The organism is Mesoplasma melaleucae (assembly GCF_002804105.1).
Taxonomy (GTDB): Bacteria; Bacillota_I; Bacilli_A; order Mycoplasmatales; family Mycoplasmataceae; genus Mesoplasma; species Mesoplasma melaleucae.
Genome location: NZ_CP024964.1, coordinates 209,836 through 223,891, shown reverse-complemented (window position 1 = coordinate 223,891; position 14,056 = coordinate 209,836). Strand labels below are relative to the sequence as shown.

General features: G+C 21.1%; 21 protein-coding genes. 13 read left to right on the top strand and 8 right to left on the bottom strand.

Features of this window, described 5'->3' with window-relative positions:
- The first annotated feature begins 44 nt into the window (after positions 1-44).
- The 13 genes from EMELA_RS01145 to EMELA_RS01090 all read left to right on the top strand — a co-directional run bounded on the left by EMELA_RS01145 (position 45) and on the right by EMELA_RS01090 (position 8,269).
- Entirely contained in the window at positions 45-539 is a 495-nt protein-coding gene (locus tag EMELA_RS01145; RefSeq protein ID WP_028124576.1) for a hypothetical protein, read from the top strand.
- Positions 540-777: 238 nt separating this feature from the next.
- A complete protein-coding gene (locus EMELA_RS01140) occupies positions 778-1,317 on the top strand; it encodes a hypothetical protein (RefSeq protein ID WP_028124575.1) in 540 nt (179 codons plus the stop codon).
- Between the two features lie 103 nt (positions 1,318-1,420).
- A complete protein-coding gene (locus tag EMELA_RS01135; RefSeq protein ID WP_028124574.1) occupies positions 1,421-1,843 on the top strand; it encodes a hypothetical protein in 423 nt (140 codons plus the stop codon).
- Between the two features lie 419 nt (positions 1,844-2,262).
- A complete protein-coding gene (locus EMELA_RS01130; RefSeq protein WP_028124573.1) occupies positions 2,263-3,441 on the top strand; it encodes an Mbov_0401 family ICE element transposase-like protein in 1,179 nt (392 codons plus the stop codon).
- A 682-nt stretch (positions 3,442-4,123) separates the two neighbouring features.
- Positions 4,124-4,495, top strand: a complete 372-nt coding sequence (locus tag EMELA_RS01125) for a hypothetical protein (protein ID WP_028124625.1) — start codon at positions 4,124-4,126, stop codon at positions 4,493-4,495.
- Positions 4,496-4,548: 53 nt separating this feature from the next.
- On the top strand, positions 4,549-4,734 hold the full coding sequence (locus EMELA_RS01120; RefSeq protein ID WP_028124624.1) for a hypothetical protein: 186 nt from the start codon (positions 4,549-4,551) through the stop codon (positions 4,732-4,734).
- A complete protein-coding gene (locus EMELA_RS01115) occupies positions 4,734-5,162 on the top strand; it encodes a VRR-NUC domain-containing protein (protein WP_028124623.1) in 429 nt (142 codons plus the stop codon). Before EMELA_RS01120 ends, EMELA_RS01115 begins: the two co-directional genes overlap by 1 nt.
- Positions 5,144-5,764 carry a hypothetical protein gene (locus EMELA_RS01110; RefSeq protein ID WP_028124622.1) on the top strand — a complete coding sequence of 207 codons (621 nt, stop codon included), beginning with the start codon at positions 5,144-5,146 and terminating at the stop codon, positions 5,762-5,764. The genes EMELA_RS01115 and EMELA_RS01110 overlap by 19 nt, the downstream gene beginning before the upstream one ends.
- Positions 5,757-6,734: a recombinase RecT gene (locus EMELA_RS01105; RefSeq protein WP_028124621.1), complete on the top strand. Its 978-nt coding sequence runs from the start codon at positions 5,757-5,759 to the stop codon at positions 6,732-6,734. Before EMELA_RS01110 ends, EMELA_RS01105 begins: the two co-directional genes overlap by 8 nt.
- The gene (locus tag EMELA_RS01100) at positions 6,734-7,162 is read left to right on the top strand and encodes a single stranded DNA-binding domain-containing protein (RefSeq protein WP_028124620.1); all 429 of its coding nucleotides are present in this window, start codon (positions 6,734-6,736) and stop codon (positions 7,160-7,162) included. Before EMELA_RS01105 ends, EMELA_RS01100 begins: the two co-directional genes overlap by 1 nt.
- Positions 7,153-7,320: a hypothetical protein gene (locus EMELA_RS04425; RefSeq protein WP_156932152.1), complete on the top strand. Its 168-nt coding sequence runs from the start codon at positions 7,153-7,155 to the stop codon at positions 7,318-7,320. The genes EMELA_RS01100 and EMELA_RS04425 overlap by 10 nt, the downstream gene beginning before the upstream one ends.
- A gap of 42 nt (positions 7,321-7,362) precedes the next feature.
- The gene (locus EMELA_RS01095) at positions 7,363-7,797 is read left to right on the top strand and encodes a hypothetical protein (protein WP_028124619.1); all 435 of its coding nucleotides are present in this window, start codon (positions 7,363-7,365) and stop codon (positions 7,795-7,797) included.
- A 136-nt stretch (positions 7,798-7,933) separates the two neighbouring features.
- Entirely contained in the window at positions 7,934-8,269 is a 336-nt protein-coding gene (locus EMELA_RS01090; protein WP_028124618.1) for a hypothetical protein, read from the top strand.
- Positions 8,270-8,299: 30 nt separating this feature from the next.
- Here EMELA_RS01090 and EMELA_RS01085 read toward each other — a convergent pair whose 3' ends face one another.
- The 8 genes from EMELA_RS01085 to EMELA_RS04420 all read right to left on the bottom strand — a co-directional run bounded on the left by EMELA_RS01085 (position 8,300) and on the right by EMELA_RS04420 (position 13,850).
- Entirely contained in the window at positions 8,300-9,766 is a 1,467-nt protein-coding gene (locus tag EMELA_RS01085) for a P-loop NTPase fold protein (RefSeq protein ID WP_028124617.1), read from the bottom strand.
- A gap of 67 nt (positions 9,767-9,833) precedes the next feature.
- Positions 9,834-10,217: a hypothetical protein gene (locus tag EMELA_RS01080; RefSeq protein ID WP_028124616.1), complete on the bottom strand. Its 384-nt coding sequence runs from the start codon at positions 10,215-10,217 to the stop codon at positions 9,834-9,836.
- Between the two features lies 1 nt (position 10,218).
- Positions 10,219-10,725 carry a Panacea domain-containing protein gene (locus EMELA_RS01075; RefSeq protein ID WP_028124615.1) on the bottom strand — a complete coding sequence of 169 codons (507 nt, stop codon included), beginning with the start codon at positions 10,723-10,725 and terminating at the stop codon, positions 10,219-10,221.
- A 160-nt stretch (positions 10,726-10,885) separates the two neighbouring features.
- Entirely contained in the window at positions 10,886-11,464 is a 579-nt protein-coding gene (locus EMELA_RS01070) for a hypothetical protein (RefSeq protein WP_028124614.1), read from the bottom strand.
- A complete protein-coding gene (locus EMELA_RS01065) occupies positions 11,457-12,959 on the bottom strand; it encodes a hypothetical protein (protein ID WP_028124613.1) in 1,503 nt (500 codons plus the stop codon). The genes EMELA_RS01070 and EMELA_RS01065 overlap by 8 nt, the downstream gene beginning before the upstream one ends.
- Positions 12,943-13,206 (bottom strand): hypothetical protein, encoded by a 264-nt coding sequence (locus EMELA_RS01060; RefSeq protein WP_028124612.1) that lies wholly within the window; start codon positions 13,204-13,206, stop codon positions 12,943-12,945. The genes EMELA_RS01065 and EMELA_RS01060 overlap by 17 nt, the downstream gene beginning before the upstream one ends.
- A gap of 101 nt (positions 13,207-13,307) precedes the next feature.
- Positions 13,308-13,655: a hypothetical protein gene (locus EMELA_RS01055; RefSeq protein WP_028124611.1), complete on the bottom strand. Its 348-nt coding sequence runs from the start codon at positions 13,653-13,655 to the stop codon at positions 13,308-13,310.
- A gap of 42 nt (positions 13,656-13,697) precedes the next feature.
- On the bottom strand, positions 13,698-13,850 hold the full coding sequence (locus tag EMELA_RS04420) for a hypothetical protein (RefSeq protein ID WP_156932151.1): 153 nt from the start codon (positions 13,848-13,850) through the stop codon (positions 13,698-13,700).
- Positions 13,851-14,056: the final 206 nt, after the last annotated feature.

The following is a 14,056-nucleotide window of genomic DNA, read 5'->3' as shown; positions in this document are numbered from 1 at the left end:
TTTAATTATTTCTTGCTTTTCTTGAATAAAATAGGAGGACAAAAATGTCAAAAGTACAAATAAAAGATAAGAACTCTACAAATTGAGCATCAGGAATCATTTTTAAAAATCAGTTATCTAAAATTCATGAAATAACAAAAGAAAATGGTGAGAAAAAAGAATTAGCTAATATAGAATTTAAAACGATAGATAAAAATAATGAAGAAAAAAGAATTTGAATTTCTATTTCTACAAAAATGTTAACACCTTTAAAACCTAATTTTAAAGATGAAAATAAATACTTTAAAGAAGTTACATCACTATTTGATAAGCAATCATTCTTTAGAATAAATATGCCTGAAACAAAAACTATTAATATTTCAGTATTAGAAAAATCAGAAAATGATACAAAATCATTCATTCGCGAAGAAATCTCTTTTTTTGAATTCGATAAAATTCTTAAAGCAAATACTCAGGAAGTAAAAAAATGAGTAGATGATCATAAAAAAGATTTAGAACAGGAAGATTCTAAAGAAATCCAAGAAAGTTTAACTTTATAGAATAAATAAAAAGAGACAATTATGTTATTTTAAATAATTTGCTATATAATATTTATGAGTGAAGACAATAATGTCTTACACAGGTTTGGGGAAGTTCCAAACACGTGGCATTTTAATATTTAATGGTTAGTGCATTTATTAAAATGAATCCCCCTTTATTTTGACCACTAATAGTCAAAATTAGGAATGAACATAAGTATTTAAGAGCAATATTAATTGCTCTTTTTACATTTAATGTATGAATAAATCAGAAAAAATATGAAAATTTGGTGAATGAGTTTGGGTCAAGTCCCCGTTAGATAATGATTTTGAAAAAAACAAGAATACTAAACAAAAAAGAATTGCCTGCATACTAAGCTATAATCCAGCGAATGCTAAATTTAAGGTTCAAATGTTGACTAATAGAGATTTAAAAGATTCTAATTGAATACTAGTAAGAAAGAATAATGAAATTATTAGTGGTAGAAAACACTATAAAGTAAATATTTGAGAAAAGGGTATTGTTGGGAAAAATGAATGAGCTTATGAATCTGATTTAACAGCTAAAGAAATAAATATTTTACTTAATATCAAAGATAAAGAAGTATATAAATATGATGGCACTTTCTTAGGTTATAAAGAAGAACTTGGTTTATTTACAAAAACAGTATCAAATAATGTAAATGATACTATATATAATTCTTTAAAAGATAGCCCAGAAATAAATAATTTAAGTTTTGAAAATAATTCAATAAATGATGAAGATATTATTGATGATCATGAAATGATTATGAGTTAAATGATACAATTAATGTAACAAGAGAAGAGCATGTTAAACGCATGCTCTTTTTATTTTAGTGTAGTTTGACTGCTTATTTCTTGTATAGAAAGAAGGCAAAAAAATGTCAATATTAAAACTCAAAATTGAAGTTGATCCAGTTTCAACAGAAATTAATTCAGAACTTTTTGGTAATCTTAATAACTATAATGATAAAATTAGTTTATTAAGTGATAAGGAGAAATTAAAAATGAGTCAGCAAATAAGAACTGCTACAAATCAATTAACTAATCCATTGAAAATTACTAGCATAAAAACTTCTAAACCAAAGGCTAATGTTGAAAGAATTAATTGAAAAGCTGAGTATTTTAAACTTAAAAAAGAATTTGATGAATTTAAAGAATTTGCTATGAATGCCATAAATGAGCTTAAAGCTGATAATGCACAACTGAGAGCTGAAGTTGCTGAACTTAAATATGAGAACGCGCAACTAAGAGATCAAGTAAAATATTTTCAAGATAAATATGAACCTGAAATGGAAATGTAATAACTATAATACAGTCATTTAATAATGACTGTTTTTTTATAATAAGTTAGTCGGGTAGACGTTTTAAACATAGTGGTACCTGTAAAAAAGACTTTATATAAGGCCTTTTTTCTTAATTTTTAATTAAGTGGTACCTCACTTTTTAAAAAAGGTACCATATTTTAAGTTTGAAAAAACTATAAAATATGCTTATTTTTATAATGTTTTCCACAGGAAAATATGTAAAAAGGTACCTTCCCTTACCCTGCTTACCTTAAAAGGCAAGAAAGGGGGGTCTGGGGTACTTTCGTTTGCCAAATATTTGGCAAAGTCTTTTACAGATTGCGGAGAGCCATCGGCGATATAGCTTTGATTCCCCATTTTTTAGAAACTTTTGGTTTACAATAATTATGGAAATGTCAAAAAAGGAGAATATTAATTTGTCAGAAGGTTTTAACATTTTTACTAATGAAGAATGAATTATTAAACATGGTAAACAATTTCTTGAGGAATATAAAAAGAAATTAGAAGAGTTAGATTTAAAATTGCTTAATGAGAGGGATAAATCAAAATACAAATTAAAAGACATAAGACCAAGAATTATAATAACTGAATATGGTCCAATTATTTTTTTCAGAAGAAGATATATAATTGTTGGCAAAAAAGGCTATATTTATTTGCTAGATGAGCATCTGGGTTTAAAGAAACATTCTAGAATATTGCCAAGTTTAAAAAAGAAAGTTTTAAATTACATCGGCACTGGAAAACGCTATCAAGATATAATCGACACTTTAGGTTATACTAATATTTCTAAAACTACAATAGGTAGAATTTTGAATAGTATAGATAATACAAGCAAAATTTTTGAAATTGAAAACAAAGTAAATTTATCAATCGGACAAAATCTATATATTAATATGGATGATGGATATATAAAGTATAGAATCAATAAAAAAGTATTAAAGCTTTCAGTTAGAATTGTAAGTTTTAACACTGGAGTTGAGTATAAAGAAAGTAAATCAACTAAAACTAGAAAAAGGGGAGTATTACAAAATAAAAGAGTTTTTTATATAATAGGTAATAAAACAAATCCAATAACTTGGAAAAAAACAATTAAAATGATTAATTTTTGGGCAAATAATTATTACGAAAATTTTGCTAATACTAAACTAATAGTTGGTGGAGATGGGGCTAAATGGGTTAAAAAAATAGCTAGAGAAATGAATGCTGAATTTCACTTAGATAGATTCCATGGCATAAAATATTTAAAAGATTTATTTGTCAGAGGTAAGAAAAAGTATGATTCTAGTAACTGAGATTTATATAAAATTGCTGTTAATCTTTTTAAAAATGGTAAAGCAGATCAACTTATTAAGTTTTTGAAAGAATCTGGTTTATCAATTTCAAAACAAATAATGAACTATTTTAAATATAATCGTGATGGAATTGTTTCACAAGCAGAACAAAGTTATATTGGAGTTTCTGCTGAAACGGATATTTGTAATGTTCTTAAAGCTCCTTTAGGTTTTAAAAAAGCAACTTATACATTAAGAAACGTAGTTAATTTTTTATCTCAAAGGGCATTTGAAATAAATAACAATTTTAAATTTAATAACTAGTTTAGATCAAACTAAAAAATTGAATACTTCAACTTTTTAATTATATTAAAAACTTTTTAGCGTTGATTTATGAAAAATAAATTAAAAAATTACACATAATATGTAATTCTTGCTATAATGAGATTGACATATAAAGAAGTCTTTGTCTGCTTTAAGCTAGACCCCCCATAAAATTTTTACTCCCAAAAATTTAATTCGTCTAATATAAATGATAAAGAAATAATAAAACAAGCTAAGTACAAAAGTTCTAAAAAACTAATGTCATATGATTATTTAATTGTTCTTTTTATTCCTTTGGTTTATGTATTAATAACATATTTAATTGCTAAATTTGCAATGAGTAGTGACAAGAACTATTGAGAGTATTTCATTACTCTAGGTTTTGCAATAAGTCTAATTGTTTCAATTGCTGCAGGTTGATTAAGAAACAAACAGGTAGTTATTATAATAATAAGACTAAAAGATAGGATTCTACTTTTTTCAGAAAATGAAGGTATTCGTAGAAGAATAAATAAAATTCTTTGGGTGCATAACACTTTTGCCGGAGGTAATATCCTCTGGTTTTTTATTTGCTAATTATTGAAAAGGAGAACACATATACATAGATATACATATATATAAACATAGATATACATAGACAAAACACAATATTAGCAACATAAACAAAAAGGAGTTATACAAAATGAATATTCAAAATAACATTATACAAAAAGAACTTATACAAAATAACAATAAACAAAATAATAAATGATTATTACTAAGTTTAATAAATAATTTACCATCAGAAATAGATTTAATAATTGAAACATTTAAAAATACATATTCAGAAAAAGAATTTAAAGATATTTGAGAAGATTTAATACTTGATATAGCAAAAGATACAAATAATTTAAAGCAATATAACATTTTAAAAGATTACATACTTGATTGTGCTATTAATGAAGATTTAGTAAAAATTTTAAATGAAGGTTATTATTATGGACAATACATTGAATTAGATGATGAAGTAGTAAAAGAATTAATAAATGATGATTATCATTTGGAGTTAATTTAATGAAATTAGAACTTATAGAAACATAAAAAGGAATAAGCTTAGGTTTATTGGCTATGAAATTATTAAAATCAAAAAAGAAAACAACTTATAAAATACCAAATGAAATTATTAATGAATATAAATTTCAATGTGAAGTAGATTGTAAATTTTTAGCAGATTATAGTACAGATTACAAACAAAATTATATTAATTACACTTGTTGATACCATAAAAGATATTTAAGAAAGAAATTAAAGTAATGAGAAAAGAAGAAGCAAAGCTACAAGATAAATTTATAGCATTATTAAAAAAAGAAAATATACTTTATATTAAAACAACTGGGGGTTTATCTTATTTACCAGCAGGAGAAGTTAAAAGAACAGATAAAGGTACTTATACAGGTGAATTTAGACCTATTAAAAATAAAGAAGGGTTTGCTGATGTAATTGTATTTAAAAATTATGAAAAATCCTTTAAAAATTCACAAACATTTTTTATAGAAATTAAAACAGATACAAGTAAATTAAGACCAAGTCAAATTGAAAAGTTTAATGAACTAACAAATAAAGGATTTGATTGTTATATATTAAGACCTAAACATTGAAAAGAAGCAAAGAAACAAAGTAAATTAAATTTTTTAATGTTATTAGATAAAATGGAATACTATAAATGTTTCATAAAAATATAAAAGTTGATGAATTAACACATAAATATTATATTGATTTACCAAGTGTATCAGCATTATTAAAATTATTACCACAATATAAAAATGATTACAAAGATTGTAGTGTTGAATTTTTAAAGCCTTACCAAGAAAGAGGAAATTGTTTTCATAAAAGAGTTGAGTTTTATATTAATAATAATTTTGACTTAAATTGTAATTGTGAATATAGTAAAGAATTACATAATAATTTATTTAATAACTTTTTATTTTGATATGATGATTACTTTTTAAATATAAATAAACCTCAAACTGAAATAAGTTTAATTAATAATTATTTTTTAGGTACATTTGATTTTATGTATTTAGATAATGATAATAATTATCATTTACTAGATTGAAAAACAAATAAAATAACTAATCAAATTAAAACGTTAACACAATTAAAATTATATGAAATTTTAATAAAAGATAACTTAAATATTAATAAAAATACAAAGTTTATTTTTGAATGTTTTAATCCTAATGAAAATAGATTTATTACATTTACAAATAAACAAGAAAAACAAGCAAATAAAAATGTTAAATACATTTTAAATATATTAAAAGGAGAAATTACAAATGAGTAATATACAAGAAATTAAACAATTTGAAATAGATATAAATAAACTTACATCTAATAAAACTATTAAATTAAATAAAGAAGCAGAAATAGCAATTAAAAATAATATTACAGCACTAAAAGAAATGAGTATTAAAGGAGATAATGCCTTAAATACAATTTTAAGTAGTGAAAATAAAGAAATTACATTATTATCTATATTTAATAATTCATTATGTAATTTAGTATTAAATAAAGATTTTTATTTAATAAAATTTAAAAATAAAATGGTTGAAATTAAAAATGCTAATGCTTGAAAACAATTAGCTTTAAAATTTGGAATCAATAAATTTAAAAGCATTAATGTATTAGTAGTTTTTAATGAAGATAAATATAAATTTGGAATTGATGAATATGGTAATCAAGTTTTAATAGAATATGAACCAGATTTTACAATTGATAGAAATAATTATAATAATATTATTTTTGCTATTGGAACAATTAATTTTGAAAATAAAATTAAAAAAACAAGAGTTTTAAGTAAAAGTGAATTAGATAAAATTAAATCTTCATCACCATCAGGAAATAGTGAATATTCACCTTGAAATAATTTTCCAATTAAAATGATTGAAGCAAAAGTTATAAGAGATATGGTAATTAGAGATATTCAATTTGATAATACTAAAATGTATAGTTTTGGTTATAAATTAATTGATGATGAAATGGTTTTATCAGTTAAAGATGAAGTATTAGTAGAACAATATGAAGAACCTTTAAAACAAGCAAATATAGAGCAATTAGAACCCATAGTTATTAATGAATTATTAACATTAAAACAAGAATTACAAAAAGCAATTAATAATGATATTAATTTTAAAAAAATAGTTATTGATTATTTAAAAGATAATAATTTTAAAATTTCAGAATTAAATGAAGAACAAATAAAACATTTATTAACTTTAAAAGATTTAAATATAGAATTAGAGGAATTAAATTAATGTTAAATATAGGACAAATTGAAGGGTATGTAATATCTAAAAAAACACTAACTAAACAAAGAAATGATGGAACTTATTTAAACATGATTGTTGGTACTATTGAAAATATACAAGACCATAATCAAGCAGAAGTTAAATTTGATTTTGTTGCTTTTAATGAAGTAGTAGATAAAATTAATAATTTATATGAAAAAGAAACAGTTATTTTTGAATATCAATTATGTAAAATGAAAAATAAACAAGCAAAATATCAATATTTAAATGCTCATGGAGTTTGACAATATATAACTGATAAAGATGGAAAAGAAACTGGACCTTGAGAAACAAAGCTTAAAATAACAAATATTATTAAAAATCAAAATGACAAAAATAATCAAAATAAAGATATTTTAACAACATTTAATGAAGAAGAAATAATATGAGATTAGAAGATAAAGAATGTAAATGTCATAAAGATAAGCAAGGAATACAAAAAACTATTAATACAGGTATTAAATTTGAAATATTCTTTTACACTATTGGTTTTATACTAGCAATAGCAATATTAATTTTTATAGCAATTATCATTAGCAAAGCATTATTTTAAATAAAAATGATATTATTAAAAATATAAATATAAGGAGTAATTATGAAAAAGAAAGTATGAATACCTATATTATCTATTTTTGCTGGTTTAGCATTACTAGGTGCTGGAATAGGTGTAGGAGTTTTAATTCCTAGAACAACAGCAACAATAAAACCAAATTGAGAAAAACCATTCTGAGTAAAAATAAATGACTGAGAAATAAATAAAAACGCAGTTGAAAATATTAAATTAGTTAACAAAGAAGAATTGAACGATTTAAAAATGAGCTATGGTTTGTCATTTACTTACAATCTTGGAAGTGTTATTGAAAATTATAAAATATTTTTTACAAATGATTACGGTGATGAAGCAGCAAATAACTTTATAAAATTACAAAATATTTTAAATAAAGATAGTAAAGAAAGTAATGCTACATTTAAACCATGAGGTCAACCTATAAAATTATATTTAAATAATGAATATTTAAAAAATATTTAAAATCAAATATACATTTTTAATTTTTATTGATATAATATAAGTATAAAATAAACAAGTATTTTTCTGAAAAGGTTTGCCAAAACGTTTCATTGTACTTGTTTATTTTTTTATATTTAAAAGAAAGGAATTAGAAATAATGTCATTACAAATTATAATTGGTATTGCTGCTGGAATAGCAGGAGCAGGTTTAATGTCAGGTATTTTATTAATGTTATTTTCTTTATCTATTAAAAAACAAAATAGAAAAAGAATAGCAAAAGAAATTGTTGATGAAAGACAAAATAAAGCATACAGAAATGCTGTTATTGAGTTAATGAATAGAAATAGTTTATTAAATTCAGCATTAGGACAAGAATTAACAAAATACAACTTAACTGATGAAGAAAAACAAGCAGCAATACTAGCAATCAATGCTGACTTAGTAAAAGGTATCAGTGATAGCAAAGTAAACAAAAAATTTAAACTAAAATAAAAGCACTCAATTAAGAGTGTTTTTATATATTTATGATTCTAATAAAAAATATACATATTCTAAATTTAAATTTGATATATATTCTGCTATGTTAAAAAAAATATTGTATAAATGTTTTTTAGAATTTAAAATTAAAAAAAAATCTTTAAAATCATTATCAAATATATCTAATGAATTATTGTTTAATTCTATATGAAATATAATATTTGAATTAAATAAAAAATCAGAATTGTTATTTTTTAAACAATTTGGTATGTTTTTAAAATTGATTTTTTCATAAATGTTCAAAAATATAATAAAATTATCAAAAGAATAAGATTTACTTATTCCGTTACCAATATTAGATAAAATTTTAAATTTAGTACCATCAATTTTATAAGTATTTTCAGCTTTTCAATTTATTAAATCTAAATAATGAAAATTTTCAAAAAAAGATTTTTTATTTGAATATAAATTTGATTTGTTAGCATTGAAAATTAAATATTCTTCATAAAAAGATTTTATTTCATTTTCATTTTTCTTTTTTTTATTATAATAATTATCAAAATAATTATTATATTTGTTAGATTTATTATTTTTTAATAAAAAAAGCCAAAGAACAAAATATTTATCATTTTTATTTTTAAGATTTGAAATTATATTTTGATATTTTTCAAATATTCTAAAATTTAAATTATCACTAAAATGATTAATTAGTTCTAATTCAATTTCATCTAATTCATTTTTAAAATTATTTTTATATATTTCATTACTAAATTTAGTAAATTTATTTATATCAATAATTTTTTCAAAAACTTTTTCAATATATTCTTCATCTTTATATTTTAAAATACTAGCAATTTGATTTTTGTTTATTATAGTAACAAAATTTAAATTATTTTTTGAGCATTTTATTAAAACATTTTTAATATAGGTTAAAATTTTTATAATATTTAGTTCTGAACATCTTTCTAAATCTTCAAAAATTATTAATATTTTTTCTTTATCATTTTTTTTAAAATATTCTGAAAAATTTTCATTCATTAAAAAAATTAAATAATCTATTTGCTTTTTATTAAAAATAATTTTTTGATAATTTTCAGAAAGTTCATTAAATATAGAACTTTTAAAAATATTTCTAATTGATTTTTTAAAAACTTCTAAAACTTTATTTAAATTATTTTTTTCAAAAAAATTAGTTAAAACTGATTCTAAAATAGCAACAGGAACATCTTTGGCAAATAATTTAATTGAATTTGCAAAAATATTTTTAAAGTTATTTTCATCAAAATTTAATCCTAACATTATATCTAAAATAATTTGACAAAAAACTTCTTCTTCATATAATTCATAGTTTCATAAATCTAGTTTAATTATTTGATAATCTTCTTTTAAATTATCTGCTACTTTATCAATAATAGTTGTTTTTCCTGAACCTCAAAGGCCTGATAATGCTATATTATTATTTTCTTTATTTCTAATATATGTTTCTATATTTTTTATTAATTCATTATTCATATTTTTTTACCTTTTTATTATTATATAAAAAATACATCAAAAAAAGATGTTTTAATTCTTGTTCTATTTATCTACTTGTATGTATTGGATCAAATTCTAATAAATAAAAGCAATTATTAGAACTATCTAAAACACCAAAAACTCTTAGAGGGTGATTGCCTCTAAAAAAATCATATATTTTACCATTAAATTTTTCATTAAAAACTTTATCACCTAATTTTGCTATAGCTTTTTCTTTACAGCTTGTTGCTTTTTCTAATATTAGTTTATTTGTTATAATAATTTCATTTGCAGGAGAGCCATGTAAATCAACTATTTTTTCTAACATTTTTTTAAAATCTTTTTTATAATTATTTATATATGTTTTATCCATTTCTTTAAAATTAAAATACTTTAAACAAAAATACAATTGATTTTTATTACTAAAAGTTATTTTTTGAAAATTATTCATTTTATTTAATTGAAACTCCTTCAAAATATGATTTTAATAAATTGTTGCTTATTTCTTGGTTATTTTCAGTTTTGTCTCAAGGCGATAATGATGAATGACTCATTTCAACTAAACTTCAAGTAGAAATTTTATCCAATTCAAAAAGAATTTCTCGTAATTCATAAAAATCAAAATCTTCGTTATTTAAATCTATGTTATAAGAATTAAAAATATCAAATTTTAATTCTTTAAAGTTTAGTTCATTATTATTATATTTTTGTTTTTTTATTTCATTATATATTTTTTTTAAAACAGGCCCATATTGTCATGCTTCAAATTGATCTTCAAACAATAATTTACCAGTTTTAGAATAATATAAACCTTGCAAAAAATACATTATTTTATGAAATCTCAAAACAGTAAAATTTTGTTTTAAAAAATTTGAAATTTCTTTTTCTTCTTTGTTATATTTTTCTTCATAGTATTTAAGGACATAATTTGCTACTTGAAAAACTTTGTTATTTTCCATAATAATTCACCTATTTTTTATTACTTTCTTATATTTTCTTATAAATCATATTATCATATAAAAATATATTTGTAATGAAAAAAGCAGATATCACTCCATACCTGCCCCAAAAATCATTTAAGATTTATTTTGATTTATATTATGCTTAATTATTATAACATTAATCTTTAATATCTAAAACACTATCTATTGTTTCTTTCAATATGCTTATATCTTGTATCTTTGCTTTTTTATATTCTTTGTATTCATTTTTATTAAATTTACCATCAGAATAAGAATTATAATATTTATCTGGTATTTTAATTAAAATAATTATATACCCAATAAAATAAATAATAATAGGTATTAAAATTAATATAGTAAATAATATTCCTATTTTTGATTTTTTAATTATATTATTACCATTAATTTGTTCTACTTTATGAACTTTTGTTGATGTTATTTTTGAAAATATTAATTGTCCTAAACCAACTGAAAAATGACCTATACCTAAAATAATTGTATTTACATTATTTCCAATTTTATTAATTATTTCATTATTATTTTGATGAAAATGTGTATATCAACCAATACTAAATAAACCATTTCAAATAAAAGCATACATTAATAAAGTTATTAATCTTACAATTTTTCTTCAATTAAATAAAGCTCTTTGTCTATCACTCATTAATGCTAAATCAATTTTAGGTTTTTCACCAAATATTTTAACTCATAAACTTACATATTCTTTTTTATTCATAATGATTATCCTTTTTAAAAACTGATATTTCTTTATCAGGTTGTCAGTAAAATAAATATAAAACTAAATTTGAACTAATATTTAAGTTTGATAATGAATTACTTTGAGAAATATTTGTTAATGCTACTTTTGTTATTTCAATTCCATCAGTTGTAATAATTGGTTTTCCATCATTATATGCTCAGACAAAATCATTATCATATCCTACTTGTAAACCATAAATATAAAATTCAGGTGTATAAGTGTAAATAGTTGGTGAAATAACTATATTACCACTTCTACTTTGTCCAATTTTAAATATAAAAGGTCTTGTAAAATCTAAATTACTTGGTTTAAATTTTGTTCCTATACGAAAACCATATTGATTAAATTTTTTATTTTCAAAAATATTTCATAATGAAGTATTATTTAAGTGATTAATTTGATTTTGTAAATTTATAATAGTTTGATTTGATGAAAGATTTATATCATTTATATTACTAATAGTTCCATCATTTCCTTTATCACCTTTATCACCTTTTAATTCCTGTTTTAAAGTAGCATCATTTTTAATATTATTAATACTATTATTTGAAATATCTGTAATAAATTGTGTATCAGTTTTTAATTCATCTTTAACTTGTGGATAAATACCATTAACAATTAATTTAATAAATTCATTATCATTATTTATTAATTCTTTAATTTTTTCAGATAATAAAGATTGTAAATTATTATCTAATTCTAAAGCTGCTAGTAAAGGTTGTCAGAAATTATTTTCATCTTGTAATATTGCTATTGCTACATCTTCTTCTAAACCATTTTTTATTACTTCATTAATAATATTTTGAATAAGATTATCAATAATTCAATTTCCTATTAATTCAGGGTTTAAACCTATTTTAATATTTCCATAACCCATACCATTTATATTTTGACTTATTTTAACATATAATGGTTCATCCCCAATAATTTCATTTTTACTTATTAAATTTCTTTTTGCTCAATCAAAACTTACATTATTTAACATACTATCATCAATTGTATTAAAAGGTGTATGAATACCTGTATTAGTATAAGGTTCAATATTAACACCTTTTAATTTAACATATAAACCTAAATTAATCATGCTATCAATTACACTTAAAGGAATATAAAATGGGTCTTCTGGGTTTGTTTGTGAAACATTAATATTTCCCATATTTACACTTGTAGAACCTCTTAAAAATTCATCAGCACCATAATCTAAAACTTGTTTTGCTAATATTGCTACACAATTTCTAATTTCTTCTTTTTCATAATTAGTTAAATTTGGTGTTTCTTCAAATGAATAATTACCTATTTTTTTACTTAATCTACCACCACTAAGATTTTTATCTAATGTATAAGCACCATATATTGTTGCTCTTGTTATAACTTCACTAGTTAAACCAACTTCTTTATCATCAATAAAACCAATTGCTTTTAATTCTGCTTCTGATATTCAATTTTTATAAAAACTAAATAATTCTGCCATGTTTTTTTCCTACTTTCTTATTAAAAATGCTATCTAATGAATGTATTTTCTTTGCTATATGTCTTCTTTTATCAGGTGTTTTACTAATTCCTATTGGTGTAATATTTCAATAAGAATAAAACTTTTTACTTACATTTTCTTTTATATATTTTCTTTTATTACTTTTTAATCAACCATTAGGTTTTAAATAATAATTTCAAAATATACTACCAGCACCAGTTCCATTTTTACCAATAGCATTTTTCATTTTATTTCATATTTCTTTATCAACATTAGGGTAAATATAACTTTTTGCTTTAATTGTAGTTATTTCAAGTGTTTTTGATGATTTTGAATAACTACCAGCAATTAATCAACTACTATTAAAATTTCATTATCTCATTCATCAAAATACTTAAAATGTATTTGTTCTATTTTATTTGGGATTCCTAATGCTTTTAAATAATCTCTTTTTAAAGTATTTTTATTATTTTGTAATGTTTTTGAAATATTTTTATTAATATTTATTTTATTAAATTCTTTTTTAATTAAATTAATTTGCTTAGTTTTAAATTCATATTTTAAAAATGCTTTTAATGCTTGTTTAAAGTTATCATCAGTATATTTATTTATAACTTTACCACCACGTATAAATTCTAATAAATCTTTTGCTTGTGTAGTTGATGAAAATGCTTCTAATAATGTTAAAAATCACATATATTTTCCTTATATAAAAAGAGGCAATTATTGCCCCTATTTTTATTTTTTAGTAGCATTATTAATTAATTTATTTTGTGTATTAATGCCTTGTTTTTGTAATTCTTTAAAGTCTTCTTCTTGTCCATCTGCTAAAACTTTATTAAATTCATTATTTTCTACACCAGTAGCAACATTTAAATATTTATTAAGCACTGAACCCCTATTTTAGGACAAAAAGTTGTTTGAATTTTAAAAGCAGTAATTACTGCTTTTTTTGTTGTCAAAAATAAAGCAGGTAAAAATTAAATATTGTGGTGCTTTGTTTTGTGAAAGATGCAAGATTTAAATTTTTATAAATTGTATAACATTATATAATTTTTTAACCCCAAGATACCATTTTAGATTTTAAAATCAGTAGC